Origin of the sequence: Flavisphingopyxis soli (assembly GCF_007995095.1) — a bacterium.
Lineage (GTDB): Bacteria > Pseudomonadota > Alphaproteobacteria > Sphingomonadales > Sphingomonadaceae > Flavisphingopyxis > Flavisphingopyxis soli.
The window spans coordinates 57667-74951 of record NZ_VOPY01000004.1 but is presented as its reverse complement, the minus strand read 5'-3'; the positions used below and the strand labels follow the sequence as shown (position 1 = coordinate 74951).

17 protein-coding genes are annotated in these 17285 nt (G+C 65.7%); 1 reads left to right on the top strand and 16 read right to left on the bottom strand.

What is annotated here, in order from left to right:
* Positions 1–81: 81 nt before the first annotated feature.
* The 10 genes from guaA to FSZ31_RS12290 form a co-directional block, all read right to left on the bottom strand.
* Positions 82–1689 carry a glutamine-hydrolyzing GMP synthase gene (gene guaA / locus FSZ31_RS12335; RefSeq protein WP_147123793.1) on the bottom strand — a complete coding sequence of 536 codons (1608 nt, stop codon included), beginning with the start codon at positions 1687–1689 and terminating at the stop codon, positions 82–84.
* Positions 1690–1798: 109 nt separating this feature from the next.
* Positions 1799–2371, bottom strand: coding sequence for a hypothetical protein (locus tag FSZ31_RS12330; RefSeq protein ID WP_147123715.1), 573 nt, complete (start codon positions 2369–2371; stop codon positions 1799–1801).
* A 153-nt stretch (positions 2372–2524) separates the two neighbouring features.
* A complete protein-coding gene (locus FSZ31_RS12325) occupies positions 2525–4636 on the bottom strand; it encodes a prolyl oligopeptidase family serine peptidase (protein WP_408021668.1) in 2112 nt (703 codons plus the stop codon).
* A 228-nt stretch (positions 4637–4864) separates the two neighbouring features.
* Positions 4865–5284: a 50S ribosomal protein L17 gene (rplQ, locus tag FSZ31_RS12320; protein ID WP_147123713.1), complete on the bottom strand. Its 420-nt coding sequence runs from the start codon at positions 5282–5284 to the stop codon at positions 4865–4867.
* Between the two features lie 107 nt (positions 5285–5391).
* The gene (locus FSZ31_RS12315) at positions 5392–6453 is read right to left on the bottom strand and encodes a DNA-directed RNA polymerase subunit alpha (protein ID WP_147123712.1); all 1062 of its coding nucleotides are present in this window, start codon (positions 6451–6453) and stop codon (positions 5392–5394) included.
* A 121-nt stretch (positions 6454–6574) separates the two neighbouring features.
* Positions 6575–6964 (bottom strand): 30S ribosomal protein S11, encoded by a 390-nt coding sequence (rpsK, locus tag FSZ31_RS12310; RefSeq protein ID WP_147123711.1) that lies wholly within the window; start codon positions 6962–6964, stop codon positions 6575–6577.
* An 88-nt stretch (positions 6965–7052) separates the two neighbouring features.
* Positions 7053–7421 carry a 30S ribosomal protein S13 gene (rpsM, locus tag FSZ31_RS12305; RefSeq protein WP_147123710.1) on the bottom strand — a complete coding sequence of 123 codons (369 nt, stop codon included), beginning with the start codon at positions 7419–7421 and terminating at the stop codon, positions 7053–7055.
* Between the two features lie 256 nt (positions 7422–7677).
* Positions 7678–8457, bottom strand: a complete 780-nt coding sequence (locus FSZ31_RS12300) for a 3'(2'),5'-bisphosphate nucleotidase CysQ (protein WP_147123792.1) — start codon at positions 8455–8457, stop codon at positions 7678–7680.
* 31 nt (positions 8458–8488) lie between these two features.
* Entirely contained in the window at positions 8489–9835 is a 1347-nt protein-coding gene (locus FSZ31_RS12295; RefSeq protein ID WP_147123709.1) for a TldD/PmbA family protein, read from the bottom strand.
* Positions 9836–9898: 63 nt separating this feature from the next.
* Positions 9899–10294, bottom strand: coding sequence for a hypothetical protein (locus tag FSZ31_RS12290; protein WP_147123708.1), 396 nt, complete (start codon positions 10292–10294; stop codon positions 9899–9901).
* Between the two features lie 243 nt (positions 10295–10537).
* Between FSZ31_RS12290 and FSZ31_RS12285 the strand changes: the two genes are divergently transcribed.
* Positions 10538–12343, top strand: coding sequence for a DUF885 domain-containing protein (locus FSZ31_RS12285; RefSeq protein ID WP_147123707.1), 1806 nt, complete (start codon positions 10538–10540; stop codon positions 12341–12343).
* A gap of 11 nt (positions 12344–12354) precedes the next feature.
* On the opposite strand, the gene FSZ31_RS12280 is transcribed toward FSZ31_RS12285, so the two are convergent.
* The 6 genes from FSZ31_RS12280 to FSZ31_RS12255 all read right to left on the bottom strand — a co-directional run bounded on the left by FSZ31_RS12280 (position 12355) and on the right by FSZ31_RS12255 (position 17285).
* Entirely contained in the window at positions 12355–12993 is a 639-nt protein-coding gene (locus tag FSZ31_RS12280) for a hypothetical protein (protein WP_201739185.1), read from the bottom strand.
* Positions 12994–13076: 83 nt separating this feature from the next.
* Complete coding sequence (locus FSZ31_RS12275; protein ID WP_236643816.1) at positions 13077–13616, bottom strand: demethoxyubiquinone hydroxylase family protein; 540 nt, start codon at positions 13614–13616, stop codon at positions 13077–13079.
* Positions 13613–14104, bottom strand: a complete 492-nt coding sequence (locus tag FSZ31_RS12270; protein ID WP_147123706.1) for a disulfide bond formation protein B — start codon at positions 14102–14104, stop codon at positions 13613–13615. Before FSZ31_RS12270 ends, FSZ31_RS12275 begins: the two co-directional genes overlap by 4 nt.
* A gap of 7 nt (positions 14105–14111) precedes the next feature.
* The gene (locus tag FSZ31_RS12265; RefSeq protein WP_147123705.1) at positions 14112–15470 is read right to left on the bottom strand and encodes a S41 family peptidase; all 1359 of its coding nucleotides are present in this window, start codon (positions 15468–15470) and stop codon (positions 14112–14114) included.
* 154 nt (positions 15471–15624) lie between these two features.
* Positions 15625–16827 (bottom strand): murein hydrolase activator EnvC family protein, encoded by a 1203-nt coding sequence (locus FSZ31_RS12260; protein WP_236643815.1) that lies wholly within the window; start codon positions 16825–16827, stop codon positions 15625–15627.
* A 35-nt stretch (positions 16828–16862) separates the two neighbouring features.
* Positions 16863–17285, bottom strand: coding sequence for a 23S rRNA (pseudouridine(1915)-N(3))-methyltransferase RlmH (locus FSZ31_RS12255; protein ID WP_147123703.1), 423 nt, complete (start codon positions 17283–17285; stop codon positions 16863–16865).

Sequence of the window (17285 nt, the reverse complement as noted above, 5' to 3'; positions counted from 1 at the left end):
CGATGGCTTAGTCAAAACCCGCTCCCCCCAATAGTTATGCCCCTAAGAGTAACGAAAAGCCGTCCCCCCGACGGTTTTGCGTCACTCCCACTCGATCGTCCCGGGCGGCTTGCTCGTATAATCGTAAACCACGCGGTTGACCCCGTTGACCTCGTTGACGATGCGCGTCGCAACGCGCGTCAGGAAGCTCGCGTCGAACGGATAGACGTCGGCGGTCATGCCGTCGGTGCTGGTCACCGCGCGCAGGCCGCAGACGCTGTCATATGTGCGCGCATCGCCCATCACGCCGACGGTCTTGACCGGCAGCAGCACCGCGAACGCCTGCCAGATCGCGTCGTAGAGGCCGGCATTGCGGATTTCCTCGAGGTAGATCGCGTCGGCCTTGCGCAGGATATCGCAGCGCTCCTTGGTCACCTCGCCGGGGATGCGGATCGCTAGGCCCGGGCCGGGGAACGGGTGCCGCCCGACGAAGATCTCGGGCAGGCCGAGCTCGCGACCGAGATCGCGGACCTCATCCTTGAACAGCTCGCGCAACGGTTCGACCAGCTGCATGTTCATCCGCTCGGGCAGGCCGCCGACATTGTGGTGGCTCTTGATCGTGACCGATGGCCCGCCGGTGAAGCTGACGCTTTCGATGACGTCGGGATAGAGCGTGCCCTGCGCGAGGAAGTCAGCCCCGCCGATCTTGCGCGCTTCTTCCTCGAACAGGTCGATGAACGCGCCGCCGATGAACTTGCGCTTCTTTTCGGGGTCGGTCAGCCCGGCGAGACCCGAGAGGAACATCTCCTCGGCATCGACGTGGACCAGCTTGATGCCGTAATGTTCGCGGAACAGGCCGAGCACCTGTTCGGCCTCGTTCATCCGCATCAGCCCGTGATCGACAAAGACGCAGGTCAACTGGTCACCGATCGCTTCGTGGATCAACACCGCAGCGACCGCCGAATCGACCCCGCCCGACAGGCCGCAGATGACGTTGCCGTCACCGACCTGTTCGCGGATCTCGGCAATCTTGGCAGCGCGGAATTCGGCCATCGTCCAGTCGCCGGCACAGCCGCAGACATGGCGGACGAAATTGGCGATCAACCGTCCGCCATCGGGCGTGTGGACGACCTCGGGGTGGAATTGCGTGCCGTAATAGCGCCGCGCATCGTCGGCGATCAGCGCGAACGGCGCGCCGGGCGTCGTCGCGACGATGCGAAAACCGGGTGCGAACTCGGCAACCTTGTCGCCGTGGCTCATCCACACCTGGTGCGTTTCGCCGACCTGCCACAGGCCGTCAAACAGGACGCATTCCTCGGCGACCTCGATGAACGCGCGGCCGAATTCGCCGCTGCGTTCGCCATCGCCCGATCCGCTGCCGCTGACGACCTTGCCGCCGAGCTGCTCGGTCATGACCTGCTGGCCGTAGCAGATGCCGAGCATCGGCAGGCCCGAATCGAACAGGCATTGCGGTGCCCGCGGGGACCCCTCGTCGGGGACCGAGGCGGGGCTGCCCGACAGGATGATTCCCTTGGGTTTGAGGCGGGCGAACGCCTCTTCGGCCTGCGTGAACGGCGCGATTTCGGAATAGACTCCCGCCTCGCGGACGCGGCGCGCGATCAGCTGGGTTACCTGGCTGCCGAAATCGACGATCAGGATGGTGTCGCCGAACGGGCTTTGGGGCGGCTGGTCGCCGGCATTTTGATGCATGGTCATGCGATGGCCGGATAGGCGGCAGGCAGCGCGCTGTCCAGCCGACACGAAAAAACCGCCGGGTGCACACGGCACCCGGCGGCGGTATTCTGCGTGTCGCTATCGTTTAGCGGATGCCGCGGATATCGACATCGACGACACGGCCGTTGCGGACCTTGCAACGGAACGATCCGTTGTCGACGCGCGAACGACGATCGTAGCGATTGTCGTAACGGCTGTCGTAGCGATTGCCGTAACCGCGGTTATAGTCCTGCACCTGCAGGCGTCCGTTGATCGTATAACCGCCGCGGTTGCGATCGATATCGGTGATATCGGTGATCCGCACGCGGCCCTGGCCGTAACGGCGCGCCTCGTTCTGCGTCGCGGCTACGCACTGCTGCACCGCTGCACGCGATCCGCCATAGGACTGCTGGTCATAGCCGTCGTTGTAGCCATTATTGTAGTACGGATCGTCATAGCCGTTGGTGCCGCCGCGATAGTCGCGATCGCGGTTGCCGCTCGACAGGATCGCGGCGAGACCGCCAAGGATCGCCACGCCGGCGATTATTTCGCCGACGCCGATGCCGTCGCCGCGACGATCATAGCGATCGGCGGCCTGGGCCGGAACTGCAGCGGTTGCCATCATGCCCGCAGCAGCGGTGCCGAGAGCGATTTTCGTGAATTTGCTCGTATAAGTCATTATCAGCCTCCTGGTTTGCGGGCGTTGAAACACTTCGCATGAGACCGGACCTCCGATCTCTGAGACTGGTATAGGTGATTCGCAATGAGGCCCTGCTGAACCCCTTGCTTATCTAAGGTTCAGTTGCCTGACGTTCAGCAATGGCGCGGCGAGCTACCGGGTCAGGCCGGTATGATAGCCGATAAAGGCGTACATATCGGCGAACTCGTCGATGATCTTGGTCGTCGGCTTGCCCGATCCATGGCCCGCACGCGTCTCGATCCTGATCAGCTTGGGCTCGGGCCCGGTATCGGCATGCTGCAACGCGGCGATATATTTGAAACTGTGGCCCGGCACGACGCGATCGTCGGTGTCGGCGGTGGTAACCATGATCGCCGGATAATCGCGCCCGCTCTTGATGTTGTGATAGGGCGAATAGGCATAGAGGTTGCGGAAATCGGCCTCCTTCGACGGATAGCCGTAATCGTCGACCCAGTAGCGCCCGGCGGTGAACTTGTCGAAGCGCAGCATGTCCATCACGCCGACCCCGGGCAATGCCGCGGCGAACAGGTCGGGGCGCTGGTTGACCACTGCACCGACGAGCAGCCCGCCGTTCGAGCGACCCTCGATCGCCAGCTGGTCCTTGCCGGTAATCCCTTCGGCCTTGAGATATTCGCCCGCGGCGATGAAATCGTCGAACACGTTCTGCTTGTTGGCGAGGCGGCCGGCATCGTGCCACGCCTTGCCGTATTCGCCGCCGCCGCGCAGGTTCGCGACCGCAACGACACCGCCGGCATCGAGCCACGCCATGCGCGTCACCGAATAGCTCGGCGTCAGCGAAATGTTGAAGCCGCCATAGCCGTAGAGCAAAGTCGGCGATCCGCCGGTGCGGTCGATACCCTTCTTGGCGATGACGAACATCGGGATCCGCGTGCCGTCCTTCGATGCGTAAAAACGCTGTTCGACGCTATAGTCGTCGGGGTCGAAGGCGACCTTGGGCTGCGCCCAGACCGCGACGCCGCCGGTCTTCACATCATAGCGATAGACCGTCGTCGGGCGTGCGAAGCTGGTGAACGAAAAGAACGTCTCGTCATCGTCGAACGTGCCGGCAAAACCGCCCGCCGAACCGATGCCCGGCAGCGCGATCTTGCGCTCGAGACTGCCGTCGAGATTGTAGACGCGCACCTCGGTCTTCGCATCGACGAGATAGTCGGCGATCAGCTTGCCGCCGACCAGCGAAACGCCGTCGAGCGTGGCCTTGTCTTCGGCGATAATCGTCTTGGGCTGCGGCTTGGCCTGGCTGATGTCGAGCGAAACGACGCGCAGCAGCGGCGCATCCTTGTTGGTCTGGAAATAGAAGGTCGACCCGCGGTTGCCGACATACGACCAGTTGTTGTCGAAGCCGGGGATCAGCAGCCGCGGCGTGCGATCCTTCGACGCGAGGTCGATCAAATTGAGCTCATAGCGGTCGTCGGTCCCCGAAGAGCTCGTCACGGTCAGCCAGCGGCCGTCGTCGCTGACCTGCCCGACATGGTTGAGGTCGGGCTTGGACGGCGTCGCATAGAGCTTCACGTCGGCGCTCTGCGGCGTGCCGAGGCGGTGGAAATAGATCGCCTGGTTGGTGTTGAGCGACTGGAAGGTGCCTTCGGCCTTTGGCTCGGGGAAGCGCGAATAGTAAAAGCCGCTGCCGTCCTTGGCCCAGTCGAGCGCCGAGAACTTGACCCATTTGACCTCGTCGGACATCGGCTTGCCGGTCGCGACGTCGAGCACCTTGACGCTGCGCCAGTCGGTGCCGCCGTCCTGAACCGAATAGAGCAGTTTGGTCCCGTCTTCGCTCGGCGACCATTCGGCTAGCGCGGTGGCGCCGTCGGCGGACCAGCCATTGGGATCGATCAGCACGCGCCCCGGTCCGTCGAGCGAATCGCGGACATAAAGCACCGACTGGTTCTGCAGCCCGTCATTGCGGCTGTAGAAATAGCGGCCGCCCTTTTTGGTAGGCGTGCCGATCCGCTCGTAATCGTAGAGTTGCGTCATCCGAGCCTTGAACGCGTCGCGGCCGGGCAGCTTGGCGAGATAGGCGTCGGTCACCGCGTTCTGCGCCGCGACCCATTGCGCGACTTCGCTGTCTTCGCGCACGTCGTTCTCGAGCCAGCGATAGGGATCGGCGACCGCCACGCCGAACTGCGTCTCGACCACATCGCCGCGGCGCGTTGCAGGATAGGTCAGTGCTGCGGCTTTTACGGGCGTGGCGTCGGCCTGTGGCATATCGGTCGGGGTACCTTCCATCGTCGCGCAGCCTGACAGCATCAGCGTCGATGCGGTGGCGAACAGAATCATGCGGGTCGAAATCATAGGGGCGCTCCTTGGCGGCGATGAATTGACGCCACGCTAACAGCGATGGGCGTGCAATCAAACGGTTTCATCTGAAACCTTGACCATCGAGTCGCGCCGATTTGCCCCAACGCAAAAGGGCCGCGACATGCGCGGCCCTTTCGGTATCAAAAGGCGTGCCGATCAGGCGTCGGCCATGTCCTCGTCGGTCATCACCGGACCCGAATCCTGGCCCTTGGCCGAAACGTCGCGGTCGACCAGTTCGATGATCGCCATCGGTGCGGCGTCCGACGCGCGCGGGCCGATCTTGATGACGCGCGCATAGCCGCCGGGGCGACCTTCGTAGCGCTTGGCCAGCGTATCGAACAGCTTGGCAAGCTGCGTCTCGTCGAGCAGGCGCGACTGCGCCAGGCGACGGTTGGAAAGGCCACCCTTCTTGGCGAGCGTGATCAGCTTTTCGATATAGGGGCGAAGCTCCTTCGCCTTGGGGACGGTCGTCGTGATCTGCTCGTGCTTGATCAGCGCGGCCGACATGTTGCGGAACAATGCGGTACGATGCGAGCTCGTCCGCTGCAGTTTCCTGCCACCCATTCTATGACGCATGATTTAAGTCCTTCGTTCGTTAAGGGCCCGTATGAGGTAGCCCAGACCAGGCGGCGTTGAGGGGCGCCGCCCAAACCCCGGATGCAATCCGAAGATTGCGGATTGGTTCAGCCGAGCAGCTCTTGCTCGAGCTTCTTGGCCATTTCCTCGATGTTCTCGGGCGGCCAGCCGGGGATGTCCATGCCGAGGCGCAGGCCCATCGACGAAAGGACTTCCTTGATCTCGTTGAGCGACTTGCGGCCGAAGTTCGGCGTGCGCAGCATCTCGGCTTCGGTCTTCTGAACGAGGTCGCCGATGTAGATGATGTTGTCGTTCTTGAGGCAGTTGGCCGAACGAACCGACAGCTCGAGCTCGTCGACCTTCTTGAGCAGGTAACGGTTGAGCTGGTTGGTGTCGGCTTCCTCGGTCGACTGGCCGGGTGCGGCCATGCCGATCATCGGCGAGCTCTGCGACAGCGCTTCCTCGAAGTGGACGAAGACCTGCAACTGGTCCTGCAGGATGCGCGCGGCATAGGCCACGGCGTCTTCAGGCGTCACGGTGCCGTCGGTCTCGACCGTCAGGTTGAGCTTGTCGAAATCGAGCTCCTGCCCGACGCGGGCGTTCTCGACCTTGTAGGCAACCTGGCGAACCGGCGAATAGAGCGAATCGACCGGGATCAGGCCGATCGGCGCGTCGGCCGGGCGGTTGGCGGTGGCGGGCACATAGCCCGAACCAATGTCGCAGGTCAGCTCCATGTTGAGCGTCGCGCCCTCATCGAGGTGACAGATGACGAGATCCTTGTTCATGATCTCGATATCGCCGGTGACCGAAATGTCGCCCGCCTTGACCTCGGCAGGACCCGTTGCCGAAAGCTGCAGCCGCTTGGGGCCTTCGCCTTCCATGCGCAGAGCAACCTGCTTGATGTTGAGGACGATGTCGGTGACATCTTCGCGCACGCCGGCCAGCGACGAGAATTCGTGCAGGACGTTCTCGATCTTGATCGAGGTGATCGCGGCACCCTGAAGCGACGACAGCAGAACGCGACGCAGCGCGTTGCCGATGGTCAGACCGAAGCCACGCTCGAGCGGCTCGGCAACGAACGTCGCCTTGCGTTTCTTGTCGCCGCCAGTCTTGATCTCGAGGCTGTTGGGCTTCTTCAATTCCTGCCAGTTCTTGATGTTGACAGTCATGGACTTCCCCTAATGTGTTGGGCGGGAACGCTGCTGACCCTGCTCGCCTCGGGTCAAATGCGTCCGGCCGAAAAACGAAACCGGCGCCGGGACGGAGCGGTCCCGGCGAGAAATTCTGCGGTCAGACGCGACGACGCTTGGAAGGGCGTACGCCGTTATGCGGGATCGGCGTGACGTCGCGGATCGAGGTGATGGTGAAACCCACCGCCTGCAACGCGCGCAGCGCGCTTTCGCGACCCGAACCGGGACCCTTGACCTCGACTTCGAGCGTCCGGACGCCGTGCTCGGCGGCCTTCTTGCCCGCGTCTTCGGCGCAAACCTGCGCCGCATAAGGCGTCGATTTGCGCGACCCCTTGAAACCCATCGTGCCAGCGGACGACCAGCTGATCGTGTTGCCCTGGGCATCGGTGATGGTGATCATCGTGTTGTTGAAGCTCGCATTGACGTGCGCGACGCCCGACGAGATGTTCTTGCGCTCGCGGCGACGGATGCGCTGTGGTTCGCGTGCCATGTGTGAATTCCTGCCTGAATATCTTTAATGCTGTGACGGAGGATTGGTTGCCTCCGGCGGAGAAGAATAGTCGAGTCCCGAGGACTGATTACTTCTTCTTGCCCGCGATCGGCTTCGCCTTGCCCTTGCGGGTGCGCGCATTGGTGTGCGTGCGCTGGCCGCGAACGGGAAGGCCCTTGCGATGACGCAGGCCGCGATAGCAGGCCAGATCCATCAGGCGCTTGATGTTCATCGCGGTGTCGCGACGAAGATCGCCCTCAACGGTGTGCTCGGCGTCGATCGTCTCGCGGATCTGCAGGACTTCGGCGTCGCTCAGGTCCTGGATGCGGCGCGCGTGGTCGATGCCGAGCTTGTCGGCGATCTTGACCGCGGTGGTGCGACCGATTCCATGGATATAGGTAAGCGCGATGATCACGCGCTTGTTGGTGGGCAGGTTGACGCCCGCAATACGTGCCATGTTCGTTTTCTCCCGGCTCCACGGGACCGCTGGCGTGGGGTCCCATCTCAAAGCGTTAATATCCGTACGTCACAGTGTCGGTCATACGCATTTTCGGGAAAAACGAGTGATCGCCCTGCCCGGAATGCACAAATACGGCGGGCGCAAGAATTGCACCGCCGATCGGCTCCGTGGTTCGGAATAGGGTTCAACTAAGGCGAGTCGCCTGTCATGTCAAGCGGTCCGGAGGGCGTATCCCCCGCAATCCGTGGCGCATTCAGCCTTGCGGAGCAATCCGCGCGGCGCGCTCGGCGAGCCGCTCGACCGCATGGCCATGAATGCCCGGTGCCGAGGCGAGCACGCCGAACGCGCGCGGGTCGCGCTTGTTGAAGCTCAGTGCACCGCCGAACGCGTCGGTGACGTTCGCGCCGGCCTCGCTGGCGATCAGCGCGGCGGCGGCGACATCCCATTCATGGCCCCAGCGCAGCGTCGCGACGAGATCGGCGGCGCCCGCCGCGACCATCGCGATACGCAGCGCGATCGAGTTGGGCTTGGCGATCATCTCAAGGTCGGCATCTTCGCGTGCGAGCTGGTCGGCGGGCACGCGTGCGCCGGCGAGCACCTGGCAATCGGCAGCGGTCAGGCGGACCCCGTTGCAGGTCGCGCCCTCGCCCGTTGCCGCGCACCACATTTCTTCGCGGGCGGGGGCATAAAGAACGCCGATCACCGGCGCGCCATCCTCGACCAGCGCAATCGATACCGCCCAGCCGGTTCGGCCGCGGACGAAATCGCGCGTCCCGTCGATCGGGTCAACGCACCAGATCCGTCGCCGGCCGAGCCGCGAGGGTTCGTCGGCAGTTTCCTCCGACAGCCAGCCGGCCTCGGGGTCGAGCCGGGCGAGATGATCGCGCAGCGCAAGGTCGGCGGCCAGGTCGATATCGCTGACCGGGTTGCCCGGGCTCTTGTCCCACACCTTGTAGGCGCCGCCCTCGCCCTTGAAGCGGCGCATCGCCATGTCGCCGACGCTGCGCGCGGCCGCCTCGACCGCATCGATCATGGCGGCCGGGGTCAGCGCGGGCGGGACGCGATCAGGCACCGGCCACGGTCATCGCGTCGCAGCGCAGGCTCGGCACATTGGTGCCATAGCGGAAGACGAGGTCATCGGCGGCGACCAGGCTCGCGTACATGTCCTTGAGGTTGCCCGCGATGGTGAATTCGGCGACCGGCCCGGCGATTTCGCCGTCGACGATGCGAAAGCCCGACGCGCCGCGGCTATAGTCGCCGGTGACGCCGTTGACGCCGTGCCCGATCAGCTCGGTGACGAGCACGCCGTCCTTGATGTCGGCGATCAGCGCGGCGCGCGATACCTCGCCGGGGGCGATGTGAAGATTGCCGGTCGAGACGCCGGGCGAGCCGTGCGTCCCGCGCGAGGCATGGCCGGTCGGAGCAAGGTCGAGCTGGCGCGCCGAAGCGCTGTCGAGCAACCAGCCGGCAAGCACGCCGTCGTCAACGATTGCTGTGCGCTGCGTCGGCAGTCCCTCGCCGTCGAACGGGCGCGAGGCGAGTCCGCGCAGCCGGTGCGGTTCTTCGATGATGCTGATCCCGCGCGCGAATACCTGGCGGCCCGCCGCGTCGAGCAGGAAACTCGTCTTGCGCGTAATCGCCGACCCCGAAATCGCACCGATCAGATGGCCGATCAGGCTGCCGCCGACGCGCGGATCGAACACGACGGGCATCGCCTTGCTTGGCAATTCGCCCGGCGACATCCGCGCGACCGCGCGCTCGCCCGCGCTGCGACCGATCGCTTCGGGCGTGTCGAGATCGGCAAGGTAGCGCGCGCTGTGCCAGTCGTAATCACGCTGCATGTTGCTGCCGCTGCCCGCGAGCACGCTCGCCGAGATCGCGTGGCTCGACTGGCCATAGGCGCGGGCGAAACCGTGGCTGGTCGCGAGCGCGAGGCGGACGCGGTTGTGGCTCGCGCTGCCGCCTTCGGAATTGGTCACGCCGTCGACCGCGCGCGCGGCGTCTTCGCAGGCCAGCGCGCTGGCGCGTAGCGCTGCGGGGTCGACATCGCTGTGGTCGTCGAGGTCGAGGTCGGGAGCGTCGCCGTCGAGCAACCGGTCCTCGGGGGCAAGGCCGGCGAAGCGATCCTCGGGCGCCTCGCGCGCCATCGCGACGGCGCGCGCGACGAGCGCGGTCAGCCGTTCGGGCTCGAAGTCGGAGGTCGACACGCTGGCCGAGCGCTGGCCGACGAAAACGCGCAGGCCGATTTGCTCGCCCTCGGCGCGCTGGACGTCCTCGAGCACGCCGAGACGCACGTCGACCGAGGTCGATGCGTCGCAGTAATAGAGCGCGTCGGCCGCATCGGCGCCTGCCTTGCGGGCTGCGGTGGTAATGTCGGTGGTGCGATCGATCGCCTGGTCTAGGGTCAGCATCGCGCCGCCCTAGCCGCGCCGCGCGAGCGCGTCAAAGCGCCGACTCGCCGCTTTGCAGCGAAATCAGGAAATGACGCGCGCCGCCGCGCTGGCCCCGACGAACGCGCCGACCCATATGAACGGGAGGACGATCGCGGCAACCCACAGGCGCAGCGCCTCGAGGCGATAGTTCCGGCTCAGCTGGCGCGACGGCAGCGCGGTCTGGGCAAGGCGCGCCCAGCGCTGTTCGATCTTGCGCGCAAGCGGCACCACCGCGACGAGGATCAGGCCGACCGCGACATAGGGCAGCAAGCGCGTCGCGCCGCCCGATACCGCTCCGATGACGAGCCACAGTTGCAATCCGGCATAGACAATCAGCGCGGCGGCGACATGCCAGGTCATCCGGCGCGACAGCGCGCGCGCATCGGGCTGGTCGCCCGGCGGAAACGCGCTTTGGCGCGATGTGAAACGTGTTGCCATTGACCCTCGCCCGATGGGTGCATGTCGCAGGAATCGCGAGCACGCGTCAACGGCTGCACGGGGATAATGCGATCATTTCAGCCGAAAGCGCGTTCGTCTCGTCGAATTCCCGGGTTTTCCAGCTTTTGCGCGCGCCTCGGCAGCGCGTCTGCTCGCGCTTGGCTTGCCAGCGGTCGAGCTTTCGCTAAGCTCGCCCGATCCAAGCGCGCGCGTCGCGATAACCGACCCCTCCGGAGACAGAATATGGCTGCCAGACCCCTGTTGATTGCAATGCTGCTCGCGACCGCGGTGCATCCATCGCTCGCCACCGCGCAGCCGGCATCGACCGACGCTGCCGCGACCGATCCGGCCGCCGCGCTCGCCACGCTGATCGACGACGCATGGCGCTATAACCTGTCGCAGAGCCCGACCTTTGCCACCTCGCTCGGCGTGCGCGACTATGACGACCAGATCGGTGATCCCAGCCTTGCCGCAATGGACGCGCAGGCGGCGCAGGCGGCCAGGTTCCTCATCCGGCTCAACGCGATCCCGCTCGACCGGCTGAGCGCCACCGACCGGACCAACGCGCTGATCCTCAAGTGGCAGCTTGAAGCCACCGTCGATGCCAACCGCTTCGGCCAGCGCGAGATGCTGTTCACGACCTACTCGGGCTGGCACCAGAATTTCGCCGGCATGTCCGACAATTTGCCGTTCAAGAATCAGGCCGATTATCGCAGCTACCTGACGCGGATGGCCGAATATCCTGCCTATAACGACGCCGCGCTGAAGGTCAGCGATCGCGCCATCGCCGACGGTTTTGTCCTGCCATGCGCGGTACTCGGCAACAGCGAGGGGTCGATCACCGGGGTGATCCAGCAGGACCCGACCAAGAGCCGGTATTACGCCCCCTTCACCAAGCCGCGCCCGATCGACATGACCGACGCCCAGTGGAGCGCAATGCAGGCCGAGGCGCGCGCGATCATCACCGACAAGATCAACCCCGCTTATGCCAAGCACGCCGCCTGGTTCCGCGACACGTACCTGCCGCATTGCGCCAAGGCGGTCGGCATCTCGGCGCAGCCGGGCGGCGCGGCCTATTATGATTTCCAGATCCGCCAGATGACGACGACCGATCTCACCGCCGACCAGATCCACACGATTGGCCTGGGCGAAGTCGCCCGGATCCGCGCCGAAATGGACACGGTCGCGAAAAAGGCAGGCTATGCGTCGCGCGAGGCGTTCATCACCGAACTGCGCACCGACCCCAAATATTATGCCAAGACGCCCGGCGAGCTGATGGCCGCCGCCGCGCTCGAAGCCAAGAAGCACGACGGGCTGATGCCGCAATATTTCGGGCGGCTGCCGCGCCTGCCCTATGGCGTGAAGGAAATCCCCGCCGAGATCGCCGAAGGCACGACGACCGCCTATTACAGCCCCGGCTCACCCGAGATCGGCGTGGCGGGCAATTATTACGTCAACACCTCGAAGCTCGACCAGCGTCCGCTCTACGAACTGCCCGCGCTGACCGCGCACGAAGCGGTTCCCGGCCATCACAACCAGATCGCGCTCAACCAGGAGCTCGACCTGCCCGATTTCCGCAAATACGGGGCGTTCTTCACCGCCTTCGTCGAAGGCTGGGGGCTGTATTCGGAGCATCTCGGTATCGAAATGGGCATCTACGATACGCCCGCCAAGGACATGGGACGGCTGTCGTACGAGATGTGGCGCGCGTGCCGCCTGGTGGTCGATACCGGGATCCATTCCAAAGGCTGGAGCAAGGAGCGCGCGGTTGCCTACATGAAGGACAATACCGCGCTGAGCGACGCCAATATCGACGCCGAGGTCAATCGCTACATCAGCTGGCCGGGCCAGGCGCTGGCGTACAAACTGGGTGAGCTCAAGATCCGCGAACTGCGCAAGCGGGCTGAAAAATCACTGGGAACGCGCTTCGACCTGCGCGCCTTCCACGACGCGGTGCTCGGCCAGGGCGCGGTGCCGCTGTCGGTCCTCGAACGCCAGATCGACGAGTGGATCGCGGCGCAACAGGCAACGCCCGCCAAGGCGTCCTGAGCGGTTAAAGCCTAATTCGGCTTTTGCGGGCTGTCCTCGGCCCCCGGCGGGACGGCCAGCGAGCCGTCGGTGGGCGGCAGCGGCGCGACGGTCTCGCCGCGTTCTTCTGCTTCGAGCCGGGCGCGCGCAGCGGCCATCTCGGCATCGCGCTCGTCCTGTGTCGCAAGCTGCTGCTGGTACGCCTGTTCGGCTTCGCGGGCATTTGCGTCGATCGCGTCGATCCGCTTCTGCCGCTCGGCCGCGATCGCCGCCGACCAGTCGACCTTCGAATCCTGGCGACGTGCCGCCATCGCGGTATCGATCAGCTGCTGGGTGCAGCCGGTAAAGCCGCCCAGCCCGCTCGGCGAACAGCTGTCGGTGCCGAACTTGCTGATCCGGCTGATGCTCTCGATCTTGGTCGCCCAGGCCTGGTTGACCGGCGCATTGGGGTCGCTGCGCAGGATCTCGGGAATGCGGAAGCGTTCGGCCTCGTTGAGCTTCACGCAGACGATAATCTCGTCGTCACGTGACGGCTGCGAACAGGCATCGTCGCCATAGACGGTTTCCTGGCGGATCGTTTCGGTGCCGGTTTCCTGCGCGCTCGCCGGAGCCGCAGCTCCGAGAACGAGAATGGCAGCAAGGGCGAGCGACGGGGCGTGGAAAGCTTTCATGGCGATACCTTGCGGGCAAATGGATTGACGGTCAATGAACCGTCGCGGCGGGCATCGGGTTCCGCCACGACGACCGGTAGCGTTCAGATGCGTTTCGACAGGCCGATCGCCAGCCGGCAACCGGCGCGGATCGCACCGGCGAGCAACGGATAGCCGTGCGCATTTTCCGCCCCTGCGGCGAGCGCAGTATCGTGGTGTTCCTGTTCCTCGGCGCGGAATTCGGCGACCGCCGCAGCAAGCTCGGGTTCGCGGTCGCCGAGCGTGTCGAGCTGCTCGCCATAATGGCGGTCGATCTCGGTCTCGACCGCGACGGTGCACGCCATCGCTGCCTCTGGGCCCATCGCAGCGGTCACCGCGCCGAGCGCATGGCCGGCGGCACGCCAGAACGGCTGGAGCAAAGTCGGGCGAACCCCGCGCCGCGTCATTTCGCGATCGAACCAGGCGAGGTGGCGGTCTTCCTGTGCGGCCATGCCGGCGATCTGGCGCGCTGCGGGCGATCGGTCGCCCATCACCGCGAGTTGCCCGGCATAGATATGCTTGGCGCCGTATTCGCCCGCCTGGTCAACGCGGATCATCGCCTCGATCGCGCGGCGGCTTGGCGGAATCCGGCTCGCTGCGGTCATCGCGAACGGCCCTTGCCGCGCAGCAGCCACAGCACCAGCGCCGCCCCGGCGAACGAGAAGATCGCGTTGAACCCGGCAAGCGAAATGCCGAACATCCGCCACTGCGCCACGTCGCATCGGATGATCGGTGTGACATCGGCCGACATCATGTCGAACCCGCCCGTCGCGGTGCAGCTCGTCAGGCCTTGCCACCAGCCATATTCGACCCCGGCGTGGAAGACCCCGATCGCGCCGCTGACCGCGATCGCGCAGGCGGACAGGAAAATGAACACGGGACCCGCGCGGTTGGCGAGGAAGGGCAGCGAGAACAGCGCGAGGACGATCGCGACCTCGTGCGGCCAGCGCTGCCAATAGCACATCTCGCACGGCACCAGGCCGAAGACGAACTGGCTGATCAGCGCCCCGCCCCACAATGCGCTAGGGACCGCGAGCGCGACGAGCGCGGCCTGCAGGCGGTGCGGCAGACCGGCGGATGTGCGGTGTATCATGCCGTGATCACCGTTTGCCCTGCGCCGTCGCGAGCTTGCCCGCGCGTGCGGTGCGCGCCACCGTCTCGAGCGCATAGTGCATCTGGAAATCCTCGATGCCCTTGGCCTTGAGCTCTTCGGCGGTTGCCGAGAAGCGCGGATCGTCCTTCACGTCGTCCTCGAGCACGTCCTCCTTGACCGATTTTTCATTGATCAGGTGGCGCCGCAGATCAGCTTCGCGAAAGCGCGGGCGCGACTTGTAATCGGGATCGCTCAGCTGCGGCACGCGGATGTCGGGGGCGATGCCGCCTTCCTGCACCGACCGGCCCGACGGCGTGTAATAGCGCGCGGTGGTCAGTTTGAGCGCGGTGTCGGCGGTCAGCGGCAGGACGGTCTGGACCGATCCCTTGCCGAAGCTGCGTTCGCCCATGACCAGTGCGCGATGCTGGTCCTGCAATGCACCGGCGACGATTTCGGCGGCCGAGGCCGATCCGGCATCGACCAGCACGACCAGCGGCAGGCCGTTGGCCTGGTCGCCGCTGCGCGCATAATAGCGTTCGATGTCGCTCGCGCGGCGGCCGCGTTGCGAGACGATCTCGCCCGAATTGAGGAACACGTCGCTGACCGAAATCGCCTCGTCGAGCAACCCGCCCGGGTTCGAGCGAAGATCGAGCACGTAACCGGTCGGTGCATGGCCCAGTTGCTTGGTAATGCCGCTGATCGCCGCGCGGACGTCCTTGCCGGTATCGGTCGAAAATCCGATGATCGTGATGACGCCGACATCGCCCTCGACCGTCCACTTGACCGGCTTCAGGTCGATGATCTCGCGGACCAGCTTCAATTCGATCGGCTTGTCGCGGCCCGGCCGCACGATCGTGACACTGATCGGCGTGCCCGGCTTGCCGCGCATCAGGTCGACCGCCTCGTCGATCGTCATGCCATAGATCAGCTGGTCGTCGACCTTGGTGATATAGTCGCCGGCCTTGATCCCGGCGCGATCGGCGGGCGTACCCTGCGTCGGGGTGATCACCTTGACCGCGCCGTCTTCCATCGTGACGGTCAAGCCGAGGCCGCCATATTCGCCGTCGGTCTGCAGCTTCAGGTTATCGAAGTCGTGGATATCGAGATAGCTCGAATGCGGATCGAGGCTGGCGAGCATGCCGTTGATCGCGCCTTCGATCAGCTTGCCGTCATCGACCGGTTCGACATAATTGGCACGGACCGTCATGAACACGTTCATGAAACGCGCCAGGTCGTCCTGCGTGCGCGAATCGACCGCCGCCATCGCGCTCGTCGCAACGGGCACGAGGGCGATCGCCGAAAGCGCCAGCAGCGGGCGCAACGCCTTCCACTTCGATGGTTTGGTGCGCGGCAAATCGGTGACCATAAATGTCTTTCCGTAGCGGGCCTGTGGCCCGTTCAAATTCCCGAACACTTTAAGCGCGCTCGGCGAGGCTTGCAAAGCCCGCATTTCACACGCCTGGCATGCGCCGCTCGGGTTGAAGCGCTGCTGAACGTGCCGGGCGTCCGCCGATCAGACGTCAACCGAGCAGCGCGACGATGTCGATCGGCTTGCCCGCGCGGCGCAGTTCGACCGTGATCCGCGGCGATCCCGGCCCGGCGCGGCCGACCGGATCGCCCTGGCGGACACGGTCGCCGACCGCGACGCTGACCCCAACAAGATTGGTGATCAGGCTGGTCCAGCCGCCGTCATGTTCGATGATCAGGATCGATCCATAGCCGCGATAGGGCCCGGCAAAGGCGATCCGTCCGTCGGCCGGCGCGACCGCCTGGGCGCCCGGCTGCGCCTCGATCGTCAGCCCGCGCGAGCGCACCCCGCTCGGCGTCGGCTCGCCCAGGCCGATGACGATGTCGCCGACCACCGGCAGGCGATAGGCGGGTCGCCCCGTGCTGCGCGCGACGGCAGGCGGCGGAGTTCGCACCGCAACCGGTTGCGTCGGGTCGCGCGGCCGGGCGATCGGGCCGGGCAGTTCGGCGAGCACGGCGCGGCGATCGGCAGCGTCCTCGAGCGAGCCGAGCAACTGGGTGATGTCGCGCGCGTCCTCGCCGAGCGCAATCGCACGATCCGATTCGATCCCCGCGCCGCGCGACAGCCGCCGCGAGGTCAGCCGCCGCTCGGCCTCGAGCCGCGACAGCTGCGTGCGCTGCTGCGTCAGCCGTTCGCGCCCCGCCTGGAGCGAGGCGACCGCGCGCTTGGCCTCGCGGTCGAGCGCCCGCATCCGTTCGAGCTCGCGCCGCAGGTCGGCGGTACGCCGCTCGATTTCAGGCAGCACCGCTTTGAGGACGCTGCGGATATGGACCATGTCGGTCATCGATCCGGGCTGCGCGAGCAGCGCGACCGCGGGTTTGCGCGCGAGCGATTGCAGCGCGGCGGTCAGGCGGATGACGGGCAGTTGCCGCTCGGCGAGGCGCGCCTGCTGCAGCCCGAGCCGCCGGCGAATCAGCGAAAGTTCAGCCTCGCCCGCGCCGATATCGGCCTCGGCCGCCTGGATCCGCGCGGCGATCGCGGCGGCTTGCGTCCGGGCGCGATCGGCCGCGGTGCTCGCGGCGGCGGCGCGCTGTTCGAGCACGCTGCTGCGCCGCTTCGCCTCGAGCGCCTGCGACCGGGCGCGGGCAAGCGCGGTGCGTTCGGCGGCGAGGACAGGATCCGGCGAAGCCGTGACAGGTTTTGCGGGGGTCGGGGCGTACGACATGGCGGGCACGGCGAGCGCCAACGCAGCCATTGCGACAATCGCGATCCAACTGCCCCTGCGTGCCATTATCCCTCCCGGTGATAGGGATGGTTAGCAAGGATGCTCGTCGCCCGCCACAATTGCTCGGCGAGCATCGCGCGCGCCATCAGGTGCGGCCAGGTCGCGCGACCGAACGAGATCAGCAGGTCGGCCTCGCTGCGTTGCGCCTCGTCAAAGCCGTCGGCGGCACCGATCAGGAAGCGCGCTTCGCGCATGCCGTCGTCGCGCCAGCGTTCAAGCCGCCGCGCGAGCGTCATCGACGATAGCTGCTCGCCTTTTTCGTCGAGCAGGACGGTGACACCCGGCGTAACGGGAGCGGGTAGCTTGCCGCCGGTGTCGGGCAGTTCGGTGATCTTGTGCGGCCACGCCAGGCGCTTGGCATAGCGATCGACCAGTTCGGCCTCGGGACCGCGGCCGATCTTTCCGCGCGCGATGATGTGGAGCAGCAT